The 25,228-nt window shown below is 48.7% G+C and carries 24 protein-coding genes; 11 read left to right on the top strand and 13 right to left on the bottom strand.

Going from position 1 to position 25,228, the window contains the following annotated elements; translation table 11 throughout:
* Positions 1-401 precede the first annotated feature (401 nt).
* Positions 402-1,295 carry a DegV family protein gene (locus tag EKM89_RS11365; protein WP_125688640.1) on the bottom strand — a complete coding sequence of 298 codons (894 nt, stop codon included), beginning with the start codon at positions 1,293-1,295 and terminating at the stop codon, positions 402-404.
* A 951-nt stretch (positions 1,296-2,246) separates the two neighbouring features.
* On the opposite strand from EKM89_RS11365, the gene trpX reads away from it, so the two are divergent.
* The 6 genes from trpX to EKM89_RS11335 all read left to right on the top strand — a co-directional run bounded on the left by trpX (position 2,247) and on the right by EKM89_RS11335 (position 6,196).
* Complete coding sequence (trpX, locus tag EKM89_RS11360) at positions 2,247-3,242, top strand: tryptophan ABC transporter substrate-binding protein (protein ID WP_125688637.1); 996 nt, start codon at positions 2,247-2,249, stop codon at positions 3,240-3,242.
* Complete coding sequence (locus tag EKM89_RS11355) at positions 3,239-4,138, top strand: ABC transporter permease (protein WP_125688635.1); 900 nt, start codon at positions 3,239-3,241, stop codon at positions 4,136-4,138. Before trpX ends, EKM89_RS11355 begins: the two co-directional genes overlap by 4 nt.
* Entirely contained in the window at positions 4,131-4,901 is a 771-nt protein-coding gene (locus EKM89_RS11350; protein ID WP_125688633.1) for an ABC transporter ATP-binding protein, read from the top strand. Before EKM89_RS11355 ends, EKM89_RS11350 begins: the two co-directional genes overlap by 8 nt.
* Positions 4,902-4,910: 9 nt before the next feature.
* Complete coding sequence (locus EKM89_RS11345; protein WP_125688631.1) at positions 4,911-5,342, top strand: GNAT family N-acetyltransferase; 432 nt, start codon at positions 4,911-4,913, stop codon at positions 5,340-5,342.
* 355 nt (positions 5,343-5,697) lie between these two features.
* On the top strand, positions 5,698-5,919 hold the full coding sequence (locus EKM89_RS11340) for a type II toxin-antitoxin system RelB/DinJ family antitoxin (protein ID WP_125688629.1): 222 nt from the start codon (positions 5,698-5,700) through the stop codon (positions 5,917-5,919).
* Positions 5,912-6,196: a type II toxin-antitoxin system YafQ family toxin gene (locus EKM89_RS11335; protein WP_125688627.1), complete on the top strand. Its 285-nt coding sequence runs from the start codon at positions 5,912-5,914 to the stop codon at positions 6,194-6,196. Before EKM89_RS11340 ends, EKM89_RS11335 begins: the two co-directional genes overlap by 8 nt.
* A 494-nt stretch (positions 6,197-6,690) precedes the next feature.
* On the opposite strand, the gene EKM89_RS11330 is transcribed toward EKM89_RS11335, so the two are convergent.
* From EKM89_RS11330 to EKM89_RS11310, 5 genes are all read right to left on the bottom strand, one after another.
* Complete coding sequence (locus EKM89_RS11330; RefSeq protein WP_125688625.1) at positions 6,691-7,089, bottom strand: hypothetical protein; 399 nt, start codon at positions 7,087-7,089, stop codon at positions 6,691-6,693.
* A gap of 194 nt (positions 7,090-7,283) precedes the next feature.
* The gene (locus EKM89_RS11325) at positions 7,284-8,150 is read right to left on the bottom strand and encodes an NAD(P)-dependent oxidoreductase (RefSeq protein WP_125688623.1); all 867 of its coding nucleotides are present in this window, start codon (positions 8,148-8,150) and stop codon (positions 7,284-7,286) included.
* Positions 8,151-9,009: 859 nt separating this feature from the next.
* Positions 9,010-9,474, bottom strand: coding sequence for a hypothetical protein (locus EKM89_RS11320; RefSeq protein ID WP_125688621.1), 465 nt, complete (start codon positions 9,472-9,474; stop codon positions 9,010-9,012).
* Between the two features lie 4 nt (positions 9,475-9,478).
* Positions 9,479-9,826 (bottom strand): hypothetical protein, encoded by a 348-nt coding sequence (locus EKM89_RS11315; RefSeq protein WP_125688619.1) that lies wholly within the window; start codon positions 9,824-9,826, stop codon positions 9,479-9,481.
* Positions 9,827-9,983: 157 nt separating this feature from the next.
* Positions 9,984-10,778, bottom strand: a complete 795-nt coding sequence (locus tag EKM89_RS11310; protein WP_125688617.1) for a TerC family protein — start codon at positions 10,776-10,778, stop codon at positions 9,984-9,986.
* A 241-nt stretch (positions 10,779-11,019) separates the two neighbouring features.
* Here EKM89_RS11310 and EKM89_RS11305 point away from each other — a divergent pair, with 241 nt between their 5' ends.
* On the top strand, positions 11,020-12,333 hold the full coding sequence (locus EKM89_RS11305; RefSeq protein ID WP_125688642.1) for a serine hydrolase: 1,314 nt from the start codon (positions 11,020-11,022) through the stop codon (positions 12,331-12,333).
* Positions 12,334-12,620: 287 nt separating this feature from the next.
* Here EKM89_RS11305 and EKM89_RS11300 read toward each other — a convergent pair whose 3' ends face one another.
* The gene (locus EKM89_RS11300) at positions 12,621-13,241 is read right to left on the bottom strand and encodes a glycoside hydrolase family 73 protein (protein ID WP_125688615.1); all 621 of its coding nucleotides are present in this window, start codon (positions 13,239-13,241) and stop codon (positions 12,621-12,623) included.
* A 204-nt stretch (positions 13,242-13,445) separates the two neighbouring features.
* Between EKM89_RS11300 and EKM89_RS11295 the strand changes: the two genes are divergently transcribed.
* Entirely contained in the window at positions 13,446-14,432 is a 987-nt protein-coding gene (locus EKM89_RS11295; protein WP_125688613.1) for a YdcF family protein, read from the top strand.
* Here EKM89_RS11295 and EKM89_RS11290 read toward each other — a convergent pair.
* Positions 14,373-15,401 carry a linear amide C-N hydrolase gene (locus tag EKM89_RS11290; protein ID WP_125688611.1) on the bottom strand — a complete coding sequence of 343 codons (1,029 nt, stop codon included), beginning with the start codon at positions 15,399-15,401 and terminating at the stop codon, positions 14,373-14,375. The two genes, EKM89_RS11295 and EKM89_RS11290, sit on opposite strands and share 60 nt — an antisense overlap.
* A gap of 447 nt (positions 15,402-15,848) precedes the next feature.
* Positions 15,849-16,088 (bottom strand): hypothetical protein, encoded by a 240-nt coding sequence (locus EKM89_RS11285; protein WP_125688610.1) that lies wholly within the window; start codon positions 16,086-16,088, stop codon positions 15,849-15,851.
* 201 nt (positions 16,089-16,289) lie between these two features.
* Here EKM89_RS11285 and EKM89_RS11280 point away from each other — a divergent pair, with 201 nt between their 5' ends.
* Positions 16,290-19,163, top strand: coding sequence for an MMPL family transporter (locus EKM89_RS11280; protein WP_125688609.1), 2,874 nt, complete (start codon positions 16,290-16,292; stop codon positions 19,161-19,163).
* Positions 19,164-19,362: 199 nt separating this feature from the next.
* Here the strand turns inward: EKM89_RS11280 and EKM89_RS11275 are convergent, their stop codons facing one another.
* Both EKM89_RS11275 and EKM89_RS11270 read right to left on the bottom strand, forming a co-directional pair.
* Entirely contained in the window at positions 19,363-20,796 is a 1,434-nt protein-coding gene (locus EKM89_RS11275; protein ID WP_125688608.1) for an MFS transporter, read from the bottom strand.
* 15 nt (positions 20,797-20,811) lie between these two features.
* Positions 20,812-21,336 (bottom strand): PadR family transcriptional regulator, encoded by a 525-nt coding sequence (locus tag EKM89_RS11270; RefSeq protein ID WP_125688607.1) that lies wholly within the window; start codon positions 21,334-21,336, stop codon positions 20,812-20,814.
* 158 nt (positions 21,337-21,494) lie between these two features.
* Here EKM89_RS11270 and EKM89_RS11265 point away from each other — a divergent pair, with 158 nt between their 5' ends.
* Entirely contained in the window at positions 21,495-22,136 is a 642-nt protein-coding gene (locus EKM89_RS11265; protein WP_125688606.1) for a DUF1295 domain-containing protein, read from the top strand.
* 210 nt (positions 22,137-22,346) lie between these two features.
* On the opposite strand, the gene EKM89_RS11260 is transcribed toward EKM89_RS11265, so the two are convergent.
* Both EKM89_RS11260 and EKM89_RS11255 read right to left on the bottom strand, forming a co-directional pair.
* Complete coding sequence (locus tag EKM89_RS11260) at positions 22,347-23,567, bottom strand: RNA-guided endonuclease TnpB family protein (protein ID WP_125688604.1); 1,221 nt, start codon at positions 23,565-23,567, stop codon at positions 22,347-22,349.
* 185 nt (positions 23,568-23,752) lie between these two features.
* A complete protein-coding gene (locus EKM89_RS11255) occupies positions 23,753-24,235 on the bottom strand; it encodes a MerR family transcriptional regulator (RefSeq protein WP_225421872.1) in 483 nt (160 codons plus the stop codon).
* Between the two features lie 333 nt (positions 24,236-24,568).
* On the opposite strand from EKM89_RS11255, the gene EKM89_RS11250 reads away from it, so the two are divergent.
* On the top strand, positions 24,569-25,063 hold the full coding sequence (locus EKM89_RS11250) for a C40 family peptidase (protein WP_125688600.1): 495 nt from the start codon (positions 24,569-24,571) through the stop codon (positions 25,061-25,063).
* Positions 25,064-25,228 lie beyond the last annotated feature (165 nt).

The raw sequence follows: 25,228 nt of genomic DNA, 5'->3' as shown, positions 1-25,228 counted from the left end.
GTACAAAAAAGAGGCCCAATTCGTAAATGAATTGAACCTCCGAAATTCCCTCCATCAACACCGGTTGACAAAGAGCCCAAAAAACACCAGCTAGATTCTGAGTAGAATCTACCTGGTGTATATCGGGCCCGATATTATTTCTCCAGATAGATTACCCGTATCTATCTGGCGCTAAGTCATGCTGAAAAACTTTAGCTAATCGATAGATACAAACGCAATGATGCGGTGCGCTTGTATCCAGTAAGCTGAACACAAACGCTATCTAAAGAAAAAGCTAAAGGCAAATTGGCTATTTAAATGATTAAGGCTGGTAATTTTCATTGGAATTATCCCTTTCACTTATCAATTTACAAGTCTCAGTTAACCATTAAAAAATGAGGCTGTCAACCCCAATCTTTAATTTAGTTCTCATTTTCAGTGTCCACCAGGCTGCGATAATCTTGGCACCAAGCCAAGCCCATCGCACCGTCGCCGACGTGGACACCGAAGCTGGGACCAATCAAAGCCACATCAAATTTAACTGTGGGGAACCGTTCCTGAGCGGCACTGACCCAGCGTGCTGTGGCTTCCGGTTGGTCGGCATTTAAAATTGTGGCCTTAACCGGCACCGCCCCCGCTAAATCAGTGGCAAGAGCGTCAAGAAAATCACCCAGCGCCCCTTTTAGCCGCAGCGAACTCCCAGCCACCCGCATTTTACCGGAGGGATCAAAAATCAAAATCGGTTTACCGGCTAATAGTGGTGTGCTCCCTGGACTATGGCTCGGATTGACTTCCCCGGTCCGCAAGAGTGGCTTGATGGAGTCAACGACAAATGCACTGTGCGTGGTCTGCCGCAACACCGTGAGCTGCGCAAAAATTTCATCAACTGTCGCGCCCCGTGAAGCCAAAGTGGCCGCCAAACGTGCCTGTTCACCCATGGTCGTCAGGATGCCTCGTGAGTCCCAAGGCCAAACGTGCAGGCTCTTGATCGTTGACGTGTAGGCTGCCAAGGTGTTGATCACACCAGAGATGCCTAGTGACGGTCCAATCACGATAACATCGGTCACACCCTGACCAGCTAGCTCATCGCAGACTGCTTGTAACGTCTTCATTGAGAGTTGCGGGGCAGTTGGTACCACCTTGCTCCCCTTAGCCAAACGCATTAACCGGTAATAGTCCGCCGTACTTAAGTCTTGATACTCATGATACTGCCGATTGCCAAACATAATTGGTGCCGGTAGCAGAGTAATCTGGCGCTTCTCGGCTTCAGGAAAATTGATTCCCGACGATGTATCAGTTAAAACGGCAATTTTCATGACAGAGCCTCCTAGTAGTTGACCGAATGGCTGCCAGTATCCACAGTCAGGTCATGGTTTCGTCCTTTTTTCGTTATGCTTCAGTATAACAAAAAACTCCCATGATATTCGATTCCGACGCAAATTTGTGTCGCATGGTCGCACTTCGGTTACCAGGGATTTCGCTTGCTGTGGGGAACGCTTCCAGCCAAAGGACGGGCTTCCAGCTCGCCTGAAAGCCGCCAAGATCAGGCGTCTCCCAGGTCGGCAGATATGGGCTCAGGCGCATCGTTCTACTTAATCAGTGAGTGGTGGTTCCCCCGTTGGCTTAATAGAAAACCAAGCTTGGAGACTCGGTCCTTTCGAGGCTTCAAGTTGTGTTCACACCGATCCAGCCCCTATCTGCTGGCCGATAAGGCGCTGGTTGGACAACGTTGCCTAATTTTAGACCCAGTATCGTTGTGACAACAGTCATAATATGTGTTTGGGGACTCTCAACCTTCAGTTGCTCCAACCATTTCGAAATCTGACTGAGAATGCCGCTTTCGGCCATAAATCAAAAAATATAGTTGACGGCTTTTACTGGTTGCCGTACACTAAATCTATTCACATACGGAAAGAAGGAAAAGTCATATGCAAATGTCTGGTATTGAACTTAATGGACGTTGGCAAAGCCGGTAATCAAGTCTCATCAGTGTTGATGCGACTTGAGCTCCCAGAGCGATTCTCGCATCTGCGCCGGCTACTTTTCTGATGCAAAAGCCCGCACGGATGTTTAATCTCCGGTTTTGCGGGCCTTTTTCTTTGGGCACTCAGCCGGTCTGGGTGCCCTTTTTGTATCATCTTTCCTTGTCAGGCCTCACTTTACTCTGTCTGCGACTGTCAGGGATTCCGCCTACTGTGGGGACCGCTTAAAGTCCAGCGGCGCACTAACCATACACATATTATGCCAACATAAGAGAGGGTTTTGTTATGAAACGGATGTATAGCTTAATTGCCATTTTACTTATCTTCCTCGGGTTCGCCTACGTTAAGGAGACCCATCAACAGTCTGCGACCAAGGCCAAGGTGCCGACCGTCGGCATTCTACAGCTCCTATCGCACCCGGCACTCGACGCCATCCATAAGGGAATCATTCATGGGCTCGCTGAAGAGGGCTACCACGTCGGTAAGAACGTTAAGATTGACTTTCAGAACGCGCAAAATGATCAGAGTAATCTGAAGACCATGAGTGCCCGCTTCGTTAATGAAAACGCCGACGCCATGATCGGCATCGCCACCCCTGCTGCACAGGCCTTGGCTAATGCTAGTTCCAACATCCCCGTTGTTCTCGGGGCCATCACCGATCCCAAAGGTGCTGACTTAGTCAAGAGCAACACGCACCCTGGCAACAATGTTACCGGGGTTTCCGACCAAGCACCTTTGAAGTCACAATTAAAATTGATTCAACAAATCATGCCTAATATGAAGACACTGGGCATCATCTACACATCGTCTGATGATTCGGCCACCGCACAGTATCACCAATTCGCCGCCCTCTGCAAACAAGAACACGTCCGGCTCAAGGCTTACACAATTGCTAGCACCAACGATTTGAATCAAGTTGCGGAGCAGATGGTCAGTCAGGTCGATGCCATCTACGTGCCAACCGACAACACGGTTGCTAGTGCCATGCAAACGCTGGTCTCGACCGCCAATGCCAAAAAGGTCCCCGTTTTCCCAGCCGTCGACACCATGGTCAAGGCTGGTGGGCTCGCCACGTTGAGTATCAACCAGTATAAACTAGGTGTGGAGACTGGAAAGATGACCGCTGCCATTTTAAAAGGTAAGAAGCCCGCCGATACACCAATTCACTTTGAACGTCAAGGTGAGATGACCATCAATTTAGCACAAGCCAAGAAGCTGGGGATCACACTCCCCGCTTCAGTCGTTAAGGAAGCCAAAACACACGGGGAGGTCTTCAAATGAGTTTAGCAGTATCCGCAATCGGGCAAGGCCTACTCTGGGCCGTCCTCGGGGTTGGGTTGTTCCTGACCTTTAGAATTCTTGATTTCGCTGACATGACGGTTGAAGGCACCTTTCCACTTGGTGCTGCGACCGCCGTTGCCGCCATTAGTAACGGAATGAATCCGCTACTCGCCACGTTACTCGCCTTTGTCATTGGCGCGCTGGCCGGCTTGATTACCGGTCTGCTCTACACCAAGGGACACATCCCCATTCTACTGGCCGGTATCTTAGTCATGACCGCCTGCTACTCCGTCAACCTGCGGATCATGGGTCGGGCCAATGTTTCTTTGCTAGGAAAATCAACGTTATTTAAAAACCACTTACTCGCGGCCCTTCCCCAGTACTTTGACAGCGTCGTTCTGGGCACCATCATCATGGTGGTTATCACGACCATTGTCATTTACTTTCTCCAAACGGAGCTCGGCCAAGGATTCATCGCGACCGGGGACAACCAGACCATGGCGCGCTCCTTAGGTATCAACACCGACAACATGAAGATCATGGGCCTAATGGTCTCCAACGGTCTGATTGCCTTTGGTGGCGCCCTAGTTGCCCAAAACAACGGGTACGCCGACGTCAACATGGGAATCGGTATTATCGTTATCGCCTTGGCCTCCATCATCATTGGTGAAGTAGCCTTCGGTGATCTGACTTTAAATCAGCGGCTAGTGGCCGTGACGCTCGGCAGTATCCTCTACCGCTTCGTCTTGCTGCTGGTCCTCAAGCTCGGCTTCAGTGCCAACGACCTGAACCTGATTTCCGCCATCATCCTGGCACTCTGCATGATGCTGCCAGTCTTCAAAAACGTTCTAAACTTCAAGCACATTTTGAAACGGGGGTTGGATACCAATGACTAAACCACTACTCGAACTAAAAGACGTTGTGTTGAAGGTCAATCGCAACACGCCCGAAGAAATTACGATCCTAAATAAACTCAATCTGACCATCAACGCCGGCGATTTCATCACGGTGTTGGGCTCTAACGGGGCCGGTAAATCGACTCTCTTCAACGCTATCGGCGGCGACCTTAGCATTGATGGCGGTCAGATTCTCCTCAATGGCAAGGACATCGCCCACGACTCTGTAGAAAAACGAACCCGTTTCCTAGCCCGTGTGTTCCAAGACCCGAAGCTGGGGACGGCTCCCCGAATGACGGTGGCCGAAAACCTGTTACTTGCCGAACGCCGGGGACAACACCGTGGCTTGATGCCTCGGGGACTGAACCGTCATTTAGACCACTATAAGGAACTCACGGCCACCATGCACAATGGCTTGGACGAGCGCTTGACCACGGCGACCGGCAATCTATCCGGTGGGCAACGGCAAGCGTTGAGTTTCTTGATGGCAACGCTAAAGCGACCCGAAATTTTACTGTTGGATGAACACACAGCAGCCTTGGACCCCCGGACCGGGCAAGATCTGATGCGCCTGACCAACGAGCGGGTCTCTCAGGACAAGTTGACTTGCCTGATGATCACCCACCATATGGAAGACGCGCTAACGTATGGGAACCGGCTGATCGTCCTGCACCACGGCAAGGTCACGTTCGATGTGGCCGGTGCGGACAAGGCAGCCTTGACCACTGAGAAGCTCTACAGTTTCTTCGCCGAGATCGAATAAGAGACCCCCATGGAAATCGTCATTTCAAACGCCCCATTCAACCGGGCAGCCGCCCTTTCCCTGCGTCAAGCCACCTTCGTGACTGAACGGGGCATCCCACGTGACGTGGAATTCGATGACCGCGACACACCGGAACGACTCTACGTGGTGGCATATCAGCGGGCCGAATTGCCAGTGGGCACACTACGGTTAGAGCCCCAATCCGACACGCAAATGCGGTTTGGCCGCGGCTGTACCAGCCAAACCGTTCGCGGTCAGGGAATTGGCAGTCAAGTCCTTCAAGCTGGTGAGAATTGGGCCACGGCGCACGGCTTTGCGGTCGGTATCATCGACGGTGAACTCACGGCTAAGACCTTCTACGAACGTTGCGGCTACCACGTTGTTGGCGAACCGTTTACTGAAGACGGTGCCCCCGTGGTGACTTTAACAAAGAATTTGTGATTTAAAAAGTTCCCTCTCCGATCAACATCATCGGAGAGGGAACTTTTTTCGGCCTGTATCAGCGGACAACCTGAGAGACGCCTGATTTTGGCGGCTTCAGGCAAGTCGAAAAACCGTCCTTTGACTGGAGGCGTTCCCCACAGAAAGCGGAATTTCTGACCACCAGAATGTGGCCATCGCTACTAAATTTAGCGGTGACAGTTCTCACTGTCGCAAGAGAAACGCGACTATTTTGGCTTTCACCTTTTAGCTGACAAACTTGCATAGTTAAGTCTGCGTTTTTCCTAGACTTAGCCATGTGACGAAGCATCTTATTGTCTTGAATGGTACTAAATGGTACAGATGAGGTGATTATATGACATCACAAATTCATTTTCGCATGAACGAAAAAGATAAAGAAAATTTGGAAATTGTTATGAATAAGGTGGGTTTAACGCCAGCCGAAGTCTTTAGAATATTTGCGAAAAAATCAATTGAAGTCTCTCAACCATCCCCCCAGCTTAAGGCTGCATTGAAGAGTCATGATTTTGTTGAATTTGATGACTCCGACAAGGGACTGGAATGGCTAAATGACTAAAATACCAGTTTACAAGGTGGCCTTCGAACGTAAATTCAAGAAACACTATCAACATATAATTCGCGGAAACCGCTATGAAGCAAGCGACTTCAAAACGATCTATCACAAGTTGATTAATGATGAGCTCTTAGAAGCGCACAACAACGATCATCCCTTAGTCAATCGAAAGCCTGAACGCGAATTGCACATCAAACCAGACTGGTTACTTATTTATAAATATGATGGCGATTTTATTCGTTTTTTAGATACCGACAGTCATTCTGATTTGTTCAAGTGATTCTTGTCAATTGTCCCCTAAATGAATTCAGAAGCCTGTCGCTCACGTATCTTGTGGCACAGTAGTCCAACATACCTGTTAGGGGCCTTCTACTCCCGATGGCAACATCGGCGGGCAATTAACGGCTACCAGATTTACCCGGTAGTCGTTAGTTTTTGAACGCTTGACCGTTTGAAGCCGAAGCACCAGTTGTGAACTTGAAAAAGTTGTAATTAAAAGGGAGTGGCTACCGCTTACGATAACGGCAGCCACTCCCTTTTGCGTGCAGTCAGACGCACTAGCCAAATTGAACAATCAGCTGGCCCGGAAATTTACAATCGTTCAAAAACTGGTCCAAGTCAGCAATTTCTTTGGCACTTTTAAAGTAAGGGGGCCCTGTCTTGAACAGATTGAGAAACTTTCCTCATCCGTACCTAGGACGTGAGCTGCGTAAAAATAGCCAAGAATACCTTCACAGTCATTCGGTGAAGCCTTATTGCATCACCTGCCGTTCCCTACTTTTTGAAATAACTAAGCCCCAACACCAATGGCCCGGCAACCACCAAAAACAGCCAAGCGACCAGGTTAGTTCCTACCCGCGTCAGCCAGCCTTCTTTGCTGCCTGTATCACCGATTCGTGCGGTTCCAAATTTTCCAGTATTGGCATAGGTCGCGCCCAACCGTAACGCTTCCTGATCAGCGTTTTTCAATGGCTTGGCAGGATTCTTTTCCTGTCGCATGCGGCCCGTTAGCCACCGGTAACCTCGCGGAAAACAAACGATATAGCTGATCACAACGTACACTGTCCACCAAGAAAATACGAGCTTGGCCGACCCCTGACTAACCGAAACACTGAAGATAATCACCCAAACCAAACAAGGTATAAATCCTCGTAGATATGCTTTTAACCCCAAATCAATCCCTCATTTCTAAGTAATTTGAAGTTACCACTTTTCTTCTTAGTCAGCAATGATGCCCGTAAAAAAGAGCCCGGGACATCCCCCAGGCTCCTCTGGTATCTCTGAATTTACATTGCTGAAATATGGGATAAAAGGCAGCTGACTCCGCTTAAAACTGACAACCAGCTAATCACCTTTTCCAACTCTCATCATTTTTGTTCGTAAGTCTTGATCAACCCTTGCGTCCCATCATTGCCTAAGCCAAAGTCGTCAACCATGGCCTCGTACAACAACTTTGCTTGCTTGGTCGCCGGCAAGTCGAGGTCCATTTTATCAGCCTCCTGTAACGCAATTCGGAGATCCTTTAAGAAGTGTTTGGCAAAGAATCCCGGCGTGTAATCGTCCTTCAAAATTCGTGGCACGTAGTTATCCATACTCCAGTTGTCGGCACCACCGCTACTTAACGTTGCCAGCACTTGTGGCAAGTCCAGTCCAGCCGCCTTGGCATACACCAACATTTCTGTCAGACCGGTCATAGTCCCGGCAATCATGATTTGGTTCGCCATCTTGGTGTGCTGGCCCTTACCAGCATCCCCAAAGTAAGCCACGCGTTGCCCCAACTGCTGAAAAACCGGCAACAGGTGATCGTAAGCAGACTTATCGCCTCCGACCATCACAGTCAGCGTAGCGTTTTTGGCCCCCACATCACCACCAGATACCGGAGCGTCCAGCGCCTGAACGTTATGGTCGTGAGCAAGCTTGGTTAATTTGACCGCCAACGATGGGGTACTAGTCGTCATGTCAACAACGATGCTCCCCGGCTTGATGCCAGCAAAGATACCGTTGTCTCCGGTATAAACTTCCTCCACATCGCTCGGATAGCCGACCATGGTCATGACCACGTCCGCCTGCGCCGCAACGTCCTTCGGCGTTTCTGCCCAAGTCGCTCCCGCAGCCAACACGGTCTGTGCGTGCGCCTTAGTTCGGTTGTAAACGACTACCTTTTGCCCGGCCTGCAACAGGTTCGAGACGATTCCAGTTCCCATGACGCCGGTTCCAATAAATCCAATTTGCATCAGCAAAACCTCCAATTACTCGTTACGGTCATCATAGCAGACCACCCGGCGAACCGCACGTTAAGACACTGAGCTGAAGGTGGAAAGTCCAACACACACATTATGACTGTTGTCACAACGATACTGGGCCTAAAATTAGGCAACGTTGTCCAACTATCGCCTTACCGGCCGGCAGATATGGATTACACCTATAGAAGCGTTATTGTTTTACGTTTAAACTGAAGGTTGAAAGTCCCAAAACACTCATTATGACTGTTGTCACAACGATACTGGGTCTAAAATTAGGCAACGTTGTCCAACCATCGCCTTACCGGCCGGCAGATATGGGCTGGATCGGTGCGAACACAACTTGAAGCCTCGAAAGTACCGAGTCTCCAAGCTTGGTTTTCTACTAAGCCAGCAGAAAACCCACCTGCCGACTAAGTAGAACGACGCGCCTGAGCCCATATCTGCCGACCTCTCGGCTGACGTAGTTGTTCTGCGACAACATGGATCATGCCGCTACGAGCGCTATTGAATTATGCTTAAACCTTAGCAACCCCATGGGATTCAGTGCCTAGGATTGTCGAGCACAATCAGAGCCGGAGGAGGCCAGGGATGCAGCTAGCCGTGTCGACGATGTTAGTCGGGGTTTTGGCTTACATCGTGGGACGACCTGGGAGACGCCTGATCCTGGCGGCTTTCAGGCGAGCTGGAAGCCCGTCCTTTGGCTGAAGGCGTTCCCCAATCCCTGGCAGTCGGAGTGCGGCTGTTTTCACTAATTTAGCCGTGATAATTCCTACTGTCACAAGAGTAACGTAAACATTTTGGCTTTCAACCTTTAGCACTGAACTAAAGACTAAGATTAGTTCAGATCTGCTTAGTTGTCTGCTAATTCAACTTGACCAAAATGATACGGTTTATCGTTGACCCTGTAGTTGACCCAAGTGGCACTCTGAGCATAACTCTCATCGACTAGTTGGAAACTCAGCTGTCCTGTAGTCTTTTGATTTGTGATCTTCAAGCGATAGCGATTGTTGCTGATTTTCTGGTTAGGGAGTCCTTTGACCGGCTTATTATAGTAAACGGTCGTCGTGTTGCCCTTGACTGTGACCTTGGTCGTTTTGACGGATTGTGTTGGTTTGTAGACATGGTTGGTCATAGCCCAGCGGCTGCCAAACAAGTAGGTATCCTTGGCCATTGCGGTCTGGCTATAAAACTGTAGGTAGTTATCCAACGTTAAATAGAACCCAGCGGTTGGCACGGCTTGGGTGTCAGCTGTATTTGTAGTAAATCCTTTGCCAGTCAAGAAAATCTGAGTGCGAATCGGTGCTTTTAGACTCACCTGTTTAAAGTTTGCTATTGGTAAAAGGAATCATCGTTTTATCGTTATATTTCAGCATCTTAGCACGCTTGTAATTGACGACACCATACGAAAATGCTGCTTTGACCCCCGAATTATCCACCAAGGTGGTCTCAACGTAAAGTAGTGTGCCCTTCTTGACCTTGATGGCACGGTACTGACCATTGACTTTTTTTGAGATCCCCACGAACATCGCGCGCTTAGTCCGAACATACCTAACATTTCCCGCTAAATAGGCGTTGTGCGTGTTGGCGGCGTTGGCAACTTGCCCACCGGTACTAACTGCGGCTAAACCGACAAGCGCGGTCAGCCACCATTTCAATCGTATTTTCATGTTATTTCCTCCCCGAATTTCAGTATACACGGTCCGCTCACTGAGAGGAATAAGAGATGAATATGTGATAGAAACGGTCAGCTGTGGCAACTATTTTGTGACCAAAGAGAGTAAGACAAAGGCCAGATAACCGACTTTCGTCTTACTCTCTTTCACATTACGATTCAGTTGATTTAGAAGCTTTCTTAACGCTGGTCTTACTTGTTGTTACCTGTCCCCGACGGCGTTTGCGAATCACGTGGATGATCAGCGTTAAAATAATCGCGCCGACCACAACGATACCGAACAGTGTCGCCGGAATCTCAATGTCGATGGCTGGAATCGAGATGAATAATTTCACAGCAATCAACCCAATCAAGATGTACGCCATGGGCTCAAGTTCCGGAATGCGTTGCATCAATTTCATGATGACTTCGGCCACACCCCGCATCGCGAGAATTCCAATCAGTCCCCCAATCAAGACGATGACCGGGTTATTGGAAATTGCCAACGACGCCAAAACGGAGTCGACGGAGAAGATAATGTCCATCATTTCAATCTGCATGACCACGGACCAAAAAAGTGGCAAAAGCCGTTTTTTCTTATCACTCACCAGTTTCCGCGTATGCTTGACCCGGGTCTTCGTGAAGAACTGCAGAACCAGATAAGCTAGGTAAAGCGCTCCGATGACCTTGATCTCCCAGAAATGGATCAGGTAGGTTCCTAGCCCAATGATAATGAAACGAAAAATGTACGCGCCCCAAATGCCATAAAACAACGACTTTTCTCGTTCTTTTTGGGAAGGCAGGGACTGCGTCTGAGCGGCCAAGACCACGGCGTTATCGACGGACAAGAGACATTCGATTAGGACCAGTGAAAAGATAATCAACCAGTCATTACCCGAAGAAATCACCGTTTCCCAATTGTGTAAGTCAAAGAATGGCCCGTATAGCTGGCCAAGAAAATGTAACAACGCTTACTTCAGCTCCTCAGTATAAGAAAATTTATTTTGAGTAAGTTTAACATACCAACGACAAACTTACGACTCCTTTATTAAGTATAGCGCACAACCATTCAAAAGGTTAGTTAGCTGAGTTAGTCGTTTTATAATATAAGTTATTGGAAATGTTACCGAATCGCTACATCTCTGTTACCTCGATGCAACCAAAGCGCGTTAACATTGAGGGTAATTTAAGGGGAAATGGATGATTATTGTGAAAAAACTATTGTTACTTCTAGGAACACTTTTGTTGGTCGGCAGCTTCTTCCCTGCACACCCCGCGTATGCCCGCAGTTACTCGACCATTACCAGTACGAAGAAGACCGATTACAATGCCCGATTTGTAAGCCAGAGCACCCGTAACGACGGCATTTACTACTATGCACCGTACTATACGCAACGCTCCGCTAAGACGCGTGACGCCAGCGGTAAGAACTGGCAACACCGGTTTGTCCGGATCAGTCAGACGGCCAAGTTATCTGATGGCTCAACCTACGTGAAGTTCTCTTGGTACGGGAAAACGATTGGCTGGGTCAACCAAAATGCCCTGCAAACCTTCAGCCGTTCACAAAACGCGGCCGCACTCTTAAAAAACGCCCATTTCCAAGGCCGTGCGATGCTTTTCAATAGCTATGCGACCGGAGCCAGCTTGGTTAACGTTGGCTACGCAAATGCCAGCAATAAGACGGCAAACAGTGCCAGCACCCTCTTTCCAATTGCATCACTACAGAAGGTCATGACGGGAGCAATCATCGAACAGCTCGCTGCCAATAACAAGCTGTCCTTGACCGACAAGCTCAGCAAGTACTATCCCAGCGTCAAAAACAGTGGCAACATCACCATCAGGCAGCTTTTGAATCACCGCTCCGGTATCGACATGGGTGAAACCACCCCAGCGACCCTGCTTGCCACGCAGACTGCCGAAATAAATTACACGTTAAGTCAATTATCCGTTAGTGGCAATCAATCCTTTGACTACACCAACGCCAACTACACGCTACTGGCCGGAATTGCCTCTAAGGTCACCGGTCAAACGTATGATCAGTTGGTCCAATCACGGATCATTCAACCACTCAAACTGAGCAACACTTACAGTTGGAACAATTTACCCACCGGTCAGACCGTGGCCAGCGGGTATAGTTACACCAACGGTCAGGATTACACTGCCGATGGTGTTTCACAGAATCTGATGTCCTCTCTGCTTGGGGCAGGCAACTACTACTCTACTCCAGAGGACTATTACACGATTCAAAAGGGCCTGCGTAACGGAAAAATTTTAACCAAGACACAGTACTATGAACTTAGTAATGACTACAAATTAAATTACGCCGGTGGTCTGTACCACGACTCTGGTAACATGAAACGGGTCCGCGGTGCCTTAACCGGTGCCGGTTATCAAACGGTTCTGTATGGTTCTGAGGGCAACAAGTCCGGCGTGATCCTTTTCGCCAACCAAAGTCCAACCAAGTCATTGAACACGTTGGCCAAGACCTTATATCAATTGGCGATTAACTACAACGAAAACTAGCCCATTACCAATTAAGCTACCACCCACTAAAGGCAACTTTCAATTTTGGTAATTACTAAAGACCCTCCATCCAATTGTAAGACAACTGGATAGAGGGTCTCTGTTTTATGGTTTACTTACCGGCTGGAGGTGAAAGCCCCAAAATACTCATTATGACTGTTGCCACGATGCTGAGACTAAAATTGGGCAACGTCGACCAGTACCACTAATTTAACGGTGACGATTAAGACTAACGTGAATATTTTAGCTTTCACTCTTTAGCCCGACTTGACATCAGTCCCTACAACCTAAGTATCATACTGATTCAAATTATAGGTTGCGATTAGGTTAGTCAACTTCTTCGCGTACTTTGGGTCCGTGGCGTAACCGTTGTTCTGTAACAACTTGGCCGCCACCGTGTAGTCCGTGACCGTTTGTTTGAAGTAGCTCCGCTTTAGCAACGCATCGTGGTCCAGAATGGCTGCCGTCAAACTGGGGTAGTCTCTGAAGTTAGCATTGATGGTAATCTTCTTCCCATTCACGTACTCGTTAGTAGGAAAGCTCTTGGACTGGCCTTCGTAGCTCCCCTTCACGCCAAATGGATTGTTGGCCTGTAAAAAGAGTGCCGAGGTCCCCCAACTGGACTCCAAAATAGCCTGAGCAATCACGATACTGGGTAAGACCTGACCGTTTTGCCGGTAGACCCGTACCGCCGGCTTAGCCATCTTGGTGATAAACTTCTGTTGGGCCGCAGTCTCTCCGGACGAGGATTCAGTCGTCGTCTGGTTAATACGAGCCGCTTGAATTTCTGTTTTAATTTTTCCACGAATCAATAAGCCGCCGCCTAAGACCAACAAGACCAAGACAAAGATCCAGGTGGCCGTGGCGGGGTGACTATTTCGCTTACGTGAGCGTCGACGCTTTGGCAACCCGATCCCTCCAATTTCGGTTATAATAAATTTAATAATCACTAAGTCGTTGTGGTCGCTGTCCAGCCTAATTTAGACCGGACCATATCGTCGCCATTTTTCACGGCTTAGCGGTTCTTATTAATTATAATCAGAATGAACTAAGAAGTAACTTAAATTGTAAAGTCTCAAGAAAACTTAACCTTTACGAAGGGAGATGCCAAAATGTTACTCAGTGCCAGTTTCTTTTTAATTTGTTTAGTTGCCTTACTAACATTTTGGCAGCCACAAGGTCTCTTCAGTGCCAGTGCGACTTGCGTGGTAGCTGGCAGCTTGCTCTTACTCGCACACTGGTCGACACGGCCGTGGTCCCACTTTTTAACCGGTGCCTTGGGTCTCATCATTCTTCTCATGGCCTTCAGTGGCTTCTTCACCTTATTTCTAACCATTGGTGCACCCAAACTGGTCGTTCGTAAACGAGAGCGCTTGGGTGGTTGGCTAGTCGCCGGTATCTGGGTATGGCTCGCGCTTTGTGGGGGGTGGTTCTTCGCCGTTACGCATGGTCAGTTTAGTGAGACCCTCTGGCCGTGGGTGACCTTCATTCCCTTGTTCAGCACCTACTTCGCTATTCTCTATGGTGCCAGTCTGATTGGCCTGTTGCGGACCACTCTGTTTCACGCCCGCCATGCCGACACCCTTGTCGTACTCGGCGCCGGCTTACTCCGCGGTGACCAGATTGGCCGCATTCTTGCCGCCCGCCTAGACACTGCCCTACAAGTTGCGCGTCGACAACCACACCCCGTCACCATCATCGTATCCGGTGGCCAGGGTCCCGACGAGACAATGAGTGAGGCCGCCGCCATGGCCGCCTACTTAATGGCACACAACTTTCCCTCCGACCAGCTTATACAAGAAGATCAATCGCAAAATACGCGGGCAAACCTCATCAACAGTCAGCGACTCTGGGGACAACTCCCGCAACAAGGGAGACGTGTCGCCATCGTTACCAACAGTTACCACCTATTCCGGGCACGGAACCTCGCCAGTAGTCTACACATTCGAGTCAGTGGTATCCCCGCACCCACGCGATGGTCTTACTTTCCCGTGGCGTGGGCGCGGGAATTTCTCGCCATCATCGTCATGCATCCCAACCTACATCGGGGTGTATTGATTGGCTTGGTCACCGCTAACCTGTTGTGGCTGCTGATTTAAGGATGTCACGGTCAGGTGGTTCGCAACCGGATAAAACTTCGGTTCCGTCCAGTCCAACATGTCCGGCGTTAATTTTAACTGCACCACATCTAACCGGTCATATGGCTGGAAATAATAGGTCAATGATTCACAAACGGTCGCTGCCCGGTAGACGGAATACGTCGGTCGGTACTGACTACTTCGTGGCACGGTGACCGTGTTCAGGAGATGCCAAGCGCTGATGATGCCCGCTTCTTCGTCGGCTGGCAGATCCGCCCGCTCCTTATAATAAGCAGCCCGCACGAACCGTCCACCCGGGGTAAACGACCCACTGGGAACCGGCTTGCCGGAGAAACGCCCCGTTGACACACGCGTGGCGTTTATGGGTAACGTTCCCGTTTTGAAATCATCCGTATAGTTCACGTACTGGCCCAGCCGCCTGAGTTGGAGCTCAAAATCCTTGCTGTTGGTGACGACGCCCAGCGGATTTTCGCGAACCTTCATCGGAAAATGAGTAGGCTCGATGACTACCGTGCGGCCCGTCCGGTCGACCACAGCAAAGTGTAATTCAGAATCACCAATGTCGTTCACGGCCCATTTACCACTCATCAGCTGAATCTCGTCGATATGTTCTTCAATGTCGGCGACCGAGGCGTAATGTCCCAGCAGATAAAAGGAAAATTCGTAGGGTGCCAAGTGCACCTGGCCCGACGTCGGTTGGTCGACTAGATGAGAACCATTGGCAAAGGTCAGTTTCTGGACGCTAAGCCCCATCTCGTTCACGCCATCCGAAACATCGATCTCGTGGTCGTGTGGTCCACCACCGCCAATCATGGCGTAGCGATTCACATGCCGACCGTCATCATAAACGCTCTCCCACTCGTAACCGCGAGGAACGAACAACGGCTGGACGTACAGTGCATGCCAATCCATGGTCCGCGCCAGGATGTGCGTGCCATCTTTGGCAATTTGTAAAATACTTGTACACATGAAATGCTTCCTCCTTGTCACCTTTGATTATTAATAAGTTAATTTAGTTTACGCGCAAATGATGCTAACGGCAACGATAACGGATTGGTCGTTGCTAACGGTGTTTGTGCCTTCTTTCGGTTATGCCGGGCTCCAAACAACCACTGTCCGGCCAACTAAATAGACTGCAAGTTGCGTTCGCCCTGTTCCAGTCCATATCTGCCGGTCGGTAAGGCGATGGTTGAACAACGTTGCCTAATTTTAGACCCAGTATCGTTGTGACAACAGTCATAATGTGTGTTTGGGGACTTTCAACCTTCAGCTTTCACTCTTTAGTCAGTTCACTATCATCTTCGCTGACCCTAACTTTCCCCACATTAAAGAGCCTGGGGCGGCAAAACCTCAGGCTCTTTTGATATCCCCGAATTTACATTTCCGAAACGTGGAGCAAAAGGCAGCTGGCAATCATTAAGGCTGATTCTCCACCGCTGCATCCGTCAAGAATGCTTGGAAGCGCCGATCAATCTCCTTTTGTTTCGGTACCGCCGCCAACGTTTCCGGAACGTTCGCCGTAATCTGTAAGTAAGCAAACATAACTTGGCTGGGGTCTAACCCGGCCGTCGTCGCTAGCTTGGTTGCAAACGGATAGCGCTGCTCCGTCAGCATGGCCGCAAATGGACTTTGGTAGGTTTGATGATGCTTGACCATAAAATCACTCCTCTCAATTGTCTAATACAAGTATTTCTACTTTACCAGTTTCGACTTCTAAGGCAACTAAATAGAATCTTAAACTTTCTTAAATCGGTCGGAAATCCGCACCGAACCTAGCTATTATGGTAAAATTAAGCATGGATTACACCCTGCTTGCACGGCGGGAAATTGATTACAGAGAGAGGACTCAGATTACATATGCAAGAACGGATAAGAAAGCTCCACCACAACCGCATTTTTGCACTCGTATTCTGGCTTGTCGTGGTCTTCGCGGCCATCGTCACCTTGCCAAACGTCAGTACCATCATTCAATACGATGGTCAACCACAATTGGCGAATACGAGTCAACCCGTTAAGGCGACCCAGATTAGAAATAATTGGGGCCGTAATTTAAACGGGACCTACACCGTTAACGCGGTCTTTAATAATCCGGATGGTGCCTTAACCAATAAGCAACTCGCGGCTGTGAATAAATCGGTCTCCGAATTGCAAAAACGGTCGAACTATTATGGCATCCAAAAGATCACGACGATGACTAACACGCCAACCAGTAAGCCGCAATTATTCTCAAAGGATAAATCGACTGAAGTGGTTCAACTGGCCGTGAGTCATAATCAGGGGACCGTTCGGCAGATTACTGAACAGCTGAAAAACCAGATTTCAACCATTGGCCTCAACACTTACGTGACCAGCCCAGAGATTATTAGTGACGCCGCGAACGAACACATTTCGTCGTTTACACTGATCGTCATTCTAATGACATTACTGATTGCCTTAGTTGCCATGGGGATCTTATTCGCATCACTCATCGCCCCGATCATTACATTCCTCACCATTTTAATTAGCTATATTTCAACGCTTAGTCTGGCAACTAATCTGGCCTACCACTGGAACTTCGCTTACTCTGAGTACACGCCAATTTTCCTGTTGCTCGGGATTAGCCTATTCACCTTACTGACTAGTTTCTGGTTCTTCAGGGAACTCCGGAACTTGGTTGATGACGGTATGGAAAGTCAGGAAGCCACTTCTAAAGTGATTCGCGACTTAGGGTACCGTATTTTGATCAGTACGCTAAGCTTAACGATTGCCTTTGGCAGTCTCATGCTCTTCGACTTTTCCACCATTCGGGCCTTTGGTCTGCTCGGCATTGGCTTTGCCATTACCGGAATTGCCAGTGTTAGTCTGGTCCCTGTCTTCTCTGGTATGCTCGGTGCCAGTCTCTTCTGGCCTAAGAAGACGCGGCCACAGCTCAAGGATCACAAGTTCTGGCACAACCTAGCCCGCTTCGGTTTCTGGCAACCTTGGCTCGCTATCGTAGTCGTCCTCTTCGTTGTCGGTCCATTTGCTCTCACTTACCGTAATCAATTGAACTACAACAACACCCAAGATATTCCCAATAACCAAGCCGTGCAGGGTGCTCGGGTTCTCAGCGCGCACTTTGGCCAAGGTAAATCAACGCCAGTGACGCTTTACATTCAGGCCAACCAACGCTTAGACGATCAGAATCAACTGTTCCAGTTGGACAATTTGACCAAGAAATTAAGGGCTCAACCTGGTGTCAGCTCGGTAACGTCCGTGACCCAACCAGGCGGCCAACCAATCACACAGTACTACGTTTCCAACCAACTGAGCTCTCTCAATGAAAACTTGACTGGCGTCGTTGGCCAACTGGGAACCGTACGTAACGACTTGAAGTCGGACAGTGTCAACCTCCGGCAAAAGACCTTGAAGAACGAGATCAAACGGGTAAAGAAACTGACATCGCAAACCAACAACTTGGTCAGCGATAGCAACACACTGGAGAGCTCACTGCAAACGGCGCTAAGTCGCTCCAGCGTGGCCGGTAGTTCTAGCACCTCTAAGAAAGTCACCAGCTATATTAACCAGTTGAATAAGGTCAACACCGAATTGAACACTGCACTGACAACGCTAACAACCTTGTCTAGTGATGCCGGCACCGTTAACACCGACACCAGTGCCGTTCATTCTAACCTTAGTAACTACGCTGAGACCTTGAAGTCCGTCAATGATAGTCTGAACAGCTCCCGTAAACAAGTTATCAGCATGCAAAAGTCCTTAAACAATATCTACCTGTACCTGGGTGGCCTTCAAACGTCCGAAGCAGCTAAGGCGTTGTACCTCTCACCAACACAAATTGCTAGTGGTGACTTCCAACAGTCCTTGGTCAACTTTACCGACGAGAAGGTCAAGGCAACCTACCTGACGATTACGTTGAAGCAGGAACCCAATGCTCAGAATACAGCGCGGACATTGCGGCACTTAAAGACGGTTGCCGCCTCACAGCTTCGTGGGACCTCCCTCAAGGATGCTAAATTGACCTTTGCGGGCCAACCCGTGGTTGCGGCAACCATCCAGTCACAGTACCAACATGACTTACCACGCGTCTTACTGTTGGTCCTCGGGATTATCTTAGTCCTCCTGATCATCTTCAGTCGTTCCCTGTTACAAGCCACTTACTGGTTCTTGACGTTCATTTTGTCCGCCTTGGCCGGTTACCAATTGACCCACCTCTTGATGACGTGGTTAACTGGTAACGGCGTCTTCAACTGGCAGGTGCCTCTCCTGGCATTCGTCCCTCTGACCGTCCTGGCCGTGGTCGAATTGACCCAACTGGCACTGAGTTATCGGTTAAACGATGCCCCGCTGTTAGACTGGTTACTACCAGGCATCAAGGAAGTTGGCCAAACCACGCGCCACTCGCTCTTTATTATCATTGCGGGTGTCCTGGGCTTATTGGCCGCTGAATCACAGGTCTTAACGGCGGTCGCCCTGATTACTATCTTGACGGCCATCATCTTCAACTTGGCATTGCCAATCATGGCAGCTTCATTCGGGAAACTTTCCGTGATTCTTCCTGCCAAGAAGCCCTACGAGTTCTTCAGTAATAAACCGAAGAAGCGTAACCCGCATAGGAGAAAACGCCGCAAGACCCGTTCCCGTAGAACCCGCTCACAAAAGCGTCGGCGTAAGAATCCGGCGACCGATGTGACAACACCAAGCACAACGGAAACACCAAGTAGCAGTGACACACCAACGGAATCTAAAGAATAATTACTAAACATAAAGCCGCATCATGGGAAGCTAATTCCCGTGATGCGGCTTTTTTGGTAAGAATCTGAAGGTTGAAAGTTCCGCAACACACATTATGACCGTTGTCACAATGATACTGGTTCTAAAATTAGGCAACGTTGTCCAACCAGCGCCTTACCGGCCGGCAGATATGGGATAGACGGCACCCTAGCGATAAGGATTATGCTGTCCGTCGTTGCAACAACCGCCAACCGGTAATGACGGTGGCAATGAGACAGATGGCCAATGACACCATGAACGCCACGCGCATCCCATCGATGAAGATCTCCGGGTGGGCTGGCAGATATGCCGTCACATGATGGCCCGCATAGTGTCCCATCGCAGAAAACAGTACGGTCGTAGCTATCGAGATACCAATCACCATTCCCAATTCGCGCGCCAAAGCGTTAACACCACCGGCAACGCCCAAGTCTTGGACCGGTACGGAACTCATAACGATTGCGTTGTTAGGCGCCATGAAGATACCATTTCCCAACCCCACTAGACCAATGAAGAACATAAAGATCCAGAGTGGCGTCGCCATATTAGCCAGCATGTACCCAATCTGACTAATGGAGATCAACACCAAACCAATAAACGTCAACAATTCCGGTCCAACTCTGTCGGATACCGCTCCAGCAATCGGCGCAACAACCACCTGCACAATGGGAAAGGTCATCAGCGCGTACCCCGCATAGTTGGCAGCTAGTCCTCGCGCATTTTCCAAGTAGAACGGCGCAATCACGTTGAAGAAGAAGTTGGCCACAAAAATTAGAAAAGCGCAGAGAATACTGACAGTGAACCGTTTATTTTGAAATAATTTCAGCGCCAAAATGGGGTTGTCAATACGCAGTTCCAGCCGCACAAAGAAAATAATGGCAACGACCGCCACTACAAATAGGCCGAGAATCAAGGGCCGTGTAAATCCAATCTCCTGTCCCACGAAGACACCCGCGAATAGGCTGACCATGATGAGTGCAAACAGACTGGCACCCGGTCTATCGATGTCTTCATCGCTCACCGTGATATCTTGTGGCAGGATGCGTTGTCCGATCAAGATGGCAATGATGCCGACTGGTACATTGATCCAGAAGATGTATCCCCAGCTGAGATGGGCTAAAATCAGGCCACCAATACCAGGCCCCGCAATACTTCCCAACGCAACGAATGAGCCGATCATTCCCAGCGCCCGGCCACGTTCCTTGAACGGAAAGACCTCCGTAATGATGCCATTGTTGGTTGCCATCGTCATAGCTGCCCCTACGGACTGAATGACCCGGGCCCCCAGTAGAAAGGACAAGCCCACGCTAAATCCACTTAGAAAAGACCCGATGACAAACAAAAATGAACCGATTTTAAAAATACGAATTTTACCGCGAGTATCACCAAGTTTACCAAATAATAGCAGTAGCGCACAGATAGCAATCAGGTAAACCGAGACCACCCACTCCGCTTGATTCATCGGAATCTTTAAATCCCGACTCATCACCGGCAACGCAATATTAACGATGCTGGCATCCAATGTCGACATAAATGTAAAGAGACACACCGCCACTAGAATCCACCAGCGGTGTTTTTGAATCTGCGGGTCGGCCGCAAACGTCTTTGATTTCATATTCCCTATTCTCCCTCAATGCAAGTCTACTAAGCGTGCGGCGATCCAGTCCGTCTGAGCCTGCGCACGCAGTTGTTGTAACTGATTCAGTTGCAGTGCATCGGCCACGTCGGTCGGAACCATCCGTGGGTGATCCGTCAAATAATCGCGCACCGTTTGTAGATTTTTCAGTTGAAAGTGGCTGAACTGTTGAAAATCCCGCAACACGAGTCGCCGTTCGGACACCGACAACAAGTGCAGAAAATTACACTTAATCTGAAACATGAGCTGGGCCTGCTTATTAATTGTGACTGGACGCAACACCAAGTCATGGAACCGGTCACGGCCCTGTGACGTAATACCCGCCTGCCGTTTAGTCCGCGTATCAGTCGTGGTCGTTAAGGTCACGTCGCCCGCCAGGTTCAATCGCTCAAGCAACGGATAAAGCACCCCGTAACTTACCGTTTGTTCCTGCCCCACGACGGTCATCAGTGCCTTACGCAACTGATAGCCCGTCATGTCGTGGTCCATCAGTTGGCCTAAAACGAATAATTCATACACCCCGTCCAGCTCCTTTCTGCTGACTCAGTATAGTATATCGGGAAGATACATTCAAGAAAAAGTCAATCAACCTATCCTACGAGAAAGTGTCCTGTTTTTCTTTGCCATCTCCCATTGATTGGGGTACGCTAAACCTATCAAAATTGGAGTGATCACCTATGTATGGTCGACAAAAATCCGCACCAGGAGCAAAAGCCCTAATCTTGCTCACTCAGTGCGGTTACCTGCTTATTAGCGGCTACTGGCTCATTCAGTGGGACCCAGACCAACTGCTTGCAACCCTTTTAGTAGGCTGTCTCGATATTACCTTTCTGCGGCTGAACGCCATGCTGTTCATGTGGCTACCGCGAGGCATCGGTTGGGCTGAAGCGCTGGGAAATAGTCTGGCCTTTGGTCTGTACTACCTGGGGTTTCCGCTCTTCTTAATTTTTGGCGGCGGCCGTCACCTGATCGCCGTGATTTTTGGACTTCTCTTATTTCTGATTGGTAGCAGTCTTAATACGGCCGCCGAACTCCTGCGAAAACCGTTCAAGGATGATCCGGCTAATCAGGGAAAACTGTATCGGGCTGGCCTTTTTCGTTACGCGATCCACATCAACTATTTCGGTGACGTCCTCTGGGTATTGGGGTTAGCCCTGCTGACCGGTAATCCCTATGCCCTGTTGCTACCAGTCCTGTTGTTAGCCCTATTCGTCTTCTCCTACATTCCCATGGCAGACCGCTACCTGGCAGCTAAATACGGTGACGACTTCAGGACTTACCAGCGGGAAACAAAGGAACTCATTCCGTTTGTTTGGTAACCGTTTCTGGAGTGCAATTAAAATCGACGTCGAAGTCTGACCCATTAATTCTCTTTACGCGCCACAATATGTCAATCACCCCTGAATGAATTCAGGGGCTTGTCGCTCACGTGTCTTGCGACACAGTAGTCCAACATACCTGGTAGGGTACTCCTACTCGTAGTGGCAACATCGTCGGGTAATTGACGGCTACCCGTTTAACTACCAGGTTTACCCGATAGTTGTTAGTTTTTGAATCTTTGGTCGTTTGACACCACTCAACCAGTCCTGTCCAAGCAACTCAATATTCATTGCGCCCAAGCGATCATCATTACAACGATATTGACACTCTGCACACCAATACTCGTGCGTGTCATGATGCCTATTAGCCTTCGCAATCAATCCACACTTTGGACATCGCTGAGAGGTGAACGCTGGATTTACTTTCACAACCGTACTTTGATTGGCCTGAGCCTTGTAAGTCAAGAATGACTCCAGTTGAAAAAAAGCCCAAGAACGATGGCTGTTACGTAAAGACTTCGGTAAGTCATCGGTGTTGAAGGTTACGTTGGTCAAGTCTTCCAGCACAAAAAGCGTATTCGGCCCGTACGCCGCAACGAGTGTCTTAGCCAACCGATGGTTTACATCGGTCATCCAGCGGTTCTCTCGTTGGGCTAGTTGCCTCAGCTTCTTCTTGGCTGACTTGGTACCTTTGCTTTGGAGGTGACGTCGATTCTCCAAGAACTTCTTCCGCCGAAGTAGGATCTTATGGCCATCGAAAAAAATAGTCTTTCCCAAATGATCGTATGCGGTAGCCAAGAAACGTAACCCACGGTCAATACCGACAATCCGGGGATTATTTTCCCTGTCGAAATCAGCTACATCCTTAGTGATACCAATGTGTAAGAACCATTTTCCTTGGTTGTGGACCAGTTTCGCAGTCCCTAGCTTCCAATCATTTTGAAAATACTTTTCAAAACCTTTATTGGTAAAAGCCAGCTTCGTTCGCTTCCCCAGGGTGGTGATGGAAATTTGGGTCATGCCGTTGATGAAGGAATAATTACTCTGACGGACCAAATCAGCTTGAGGCCGCCGAAAATGAATCGGTTTTTCCAACCACGTCAAGTCTCGCGAAACTTGAATCCACTTGTTGTCGGCTGTTTTGTAGCGATAAGCATGTTGTCTCATTTGTTTCTGGACCGTTTTGTAACGGGCGACAACCGTGCGAAAGACCGACTGGACCATTTGACTATTAAGCGCCGATGCTTGTCTAAGCTTTTTATACAGATGGTTATTTATTTTCAACCAACTCAGTGGAAAATCATGATCAAAGACCCACTGACTGACAATGTTCGCTAATCGCTGATATTCTTGAGCCATGGCTAGAAATTCATCGGCTTGAAACGTGTCTGGATAGAGTCGCAACTTAAGCGTACGTCCTAACTTAACCATCGGCTACCTCCCCTGTAGGTTGGATTCAGTATACCATATCTGGTCATTATATAGGGGAACATATGTTTAAGAAGGGCTTAAGTTCTAGCATTCATCCCACGATTGAAATCGTGGGTTTTCTGCAATAATTTTAATAAAAAGACACCCACTACCGAACGCTATCGGTACTGGGTGCCTTGTCTTATCTAATTAGGAGCTGCTTGGGTCATGCGGTGGGCCTCATCGTTAGAGACGAGCCGGTACGTGACCGGGCCATCGTCTTCTGGCATTAGTGCCATCAACGTTTGTTGTTTGTCGAAAGCACCTAGGTTGATCGCCATTTGACCGTCGATCTTTGCGAACCCTTTTAACCCCGTCTTGACAAAGCGATGAATGTAAGCGATGCGATCCTTACGACTCTGAGCTTGCTTAGCCGCCGCCGTTAGCGTGTAACCCTCGTCCAAGAAATACTTGATCATGGAGACGCCAATAAACGTCTTAAACGTGTAGACCCGCGCTTGCTGGCCGTCCTCGCGTTCCTGAGAGGTAATTAACTTTTTCTTCTCCCAGTACCGCAATTGCCGTGCCGAAACACCAGTCATTGCTGAGAGTTCCCCAATGCGAAAGACCAGCCGCTGTATGTCAAAGAACTGTCGCATTTCATTTGTAAATTGTGCCAAAATGTACACCTCCACTTCTCTTAAAACGGTCACTCGCCATCAAAAATGCCGGACTAAACGTCAAATATGCCAAATTTGATACGCTAGTTCTCGAAATTATCACCGGCGGACTTACCTAAATACTAGGACTATTTGCCAGTAACGCCGAGCCGTTAATCTATGTTAAATAAGTTACCATTCATGTCAGATAATAGCAAGTTTCTAACCAACTAAGCAATATTGTTGCAAAAAGTAACGTTTTGTTTAAGACATTTAACGGCACTGCAACTGGCCTGTTACATTCCTGTCACATTAAATTGGTATTCTAGTACTTGTAAAATTCATAAGGGGTGCTAGATAATAATGAAAAAAGTGATCAAGACAATTGCAACATTCGCATTAGTTTTAACTGGATTCTTCGCCGTTAGCGAAACTACGACGACTACTGCTTCAGCTGCTAGTTCAGACGATTTTAGTAGTATTTATCAAGTTGCCAAGGCTCATATGGGCGCACGTTACGTTTACGGCGCTACTGGTCCTACTGCCTTTGATTGCTCTGGCTTTACTGGCTACGTTTACAAGAAGGGTGCTGGCGTAACATTACCACGGACCGCTCAAGCACAATTCAACTCCTTGAAGCACGTCAGCTACAAGAACATCCAAAAGGGCGATTTGGTCTTCTTTGGTGGTAGCAAGTACGCCATCTCCCATGTTGGTTTATACGTTGGTAATGGCAAGATGATCGACGCACAAAACCGTGGCGTTGTTCGCGAAGCCGTTCACGCCCCATGGTGGCACGCTGTTGGTTACGCCCGCGTCTCAACGAGTACTTCAGCAGCAACTGATGACGCTAACTAATCATTTTATCAGCCTCTAATGAATTAAACTGAACGATTGAATTTTACCACGTTGCGCGCAAGTAATTGACTTGCCACAACGTTTTTTTGGTTCTTCGTCAACTGTTGTTGGTGAACAAAATATTGGAGTTCTAATCACTTGGTGATTAGGGCTCTTTTTGTATGA

It is taken from the genome of Levilactobacillus fujinensis (assembly GCF_003946335.1).
Lineage (GTDB): Bacteria > Bacillota > Bacilli > Lactobacillales > Lactobacillaceae > Levilactobacillus > Levilactobacillus fujinensis.
The sequence above is the reverse complement of the archived record's forward strand: the minus strand, read 5'-3'. Positions and strand labels throughout refer to the sequence as shown.

What these genes read in the sequence shown, in the direction of transcription:
- EKM89_RS11265 (WP_125688606.1), top strand. Translation starts at nt 21,495, where the DNA reads ATGTATGGTCGACAAAAATCCGCACCAGGAGCAAAAGCCCTAATCTTG.
- EKM89_RS11365 (WP_125688640.1), bottom strand. Translation starts at nt 1,295, where the DNA reads ATGAAAATTGCCGTTTTAACTGATACATCGTCGGGAATCAATTTTCCT.
- trpX (WP_125688637.1), top strand. Translation starts at nt 2,247, where the DNA reads ATGAAACGGATGTATAGCTTAATTGCCATTTTACTTATCTTCCTCGGG.
- EKM89_RS11315 (WP_125688619.1), bottom strand. Translation starts at nt 9,826, where the DNA reads ATGAAAATACGATTGAAATGGTGGCTGACCGCGCTTGTCGGTTTAGCC.
- EKM89_RS11275 (WP_125688608.1), bottom strand. Translation starts at nt 20,796, where the DNA reads ATGAAATCAAAGACGTTTGCGGCCGACCCGCAGATTCAAAAACACCGC.
- EKM89_RS11285 (WP_125688610.1), bottom strand. Translation starts at nt 16,088, where the DNA reads ATGGTCAAGCATCATCAAACCTACCAAAGTCCATTTGCGGCCATGCTG.
- EKM89_RS11335 (WP_125688627.1), top strand. Translation starts at nt 5,912, where the DNA reads ATGACTAAAATACCAGTTTACAAGGTGGCCTTCGAACGTAAATTCAAG.
- EKM89_RS11345 (WP_125688631.1), top strand. Translation starts at nt 4,911, where the DNA reads ATGGAAATCGTCATTTCAAACGCCCCATTCAACCGGGCAGCCGCCCTT.
- EKM89_RS11295 (WP_125688613.1), top strand. Translation starts at nt 13,446, where the DNA reads ATGTTACTCAGTGCCAGTTTCTTTTTAATTTGTTTAGTTGCCTTACTA.
- EKM89_RS11340 (WP_125688629.1), top strand. Translation starts at nt 5,698, where the DNA reads ATGACATCACAAATTCATTTTCGCATGAACGAAAAAGATAAAGAAAAT.
- EKM89_RS11280 (WP_125688609.1), top strand. Translation starts at nt 16,290, where the DNA reads ATGCAAGAACGGATAAGAAAGCTCCACCACAACCGCATTTTTGCACTC.
- EKM89_RS11260 (WP_125688604.1), bottom strand. Translation starts at nt 23,567, where the DNA reads ATGGTTAAGTTAGGACGTACGCTTAAGTTGCGACTCTATCCAGACACG.
- EKM89_RS11350 (WP_125688633.1), top strand. Translation starts at nt 4,131, where the DNA reads ATGACTAAACCACTACTCGAACTAAAAGACGTTGTGTTGAAGGTCAAT.
- EKM89_RS11325 (WP_125688623.1), bottom strand. Translation starts at nt 8,150, where the DNA reads ATGCAAATTGGATTTATTGGAACCGGCGTCATGGGAACTGGAATCGTC.
- EKM89_RS11290 (WP_125688611.1), bottom strand. Translation starts at nt 15,401, where the DNA reads ATGTGTACAAGTATTTTACAAATTGCCAAAGATGGCACGCACATCCTG.
- EKM89_RS11355 (WP_125688635.1), top strand. Translation starts at nt 3,239, where the DNA reads ATGAGTTTAGCAGTATCCGCAATCGGGCAAGGCCTACTCTGGGCCGTC.
- EKM89_RS11250 (WP_125688600.1), top strand. Translation starts at nt 24,569, where the DNA reads ATGAAAAAAGTGATCAAGACAATTGCAACATTCGCATTAGTTTTAACT.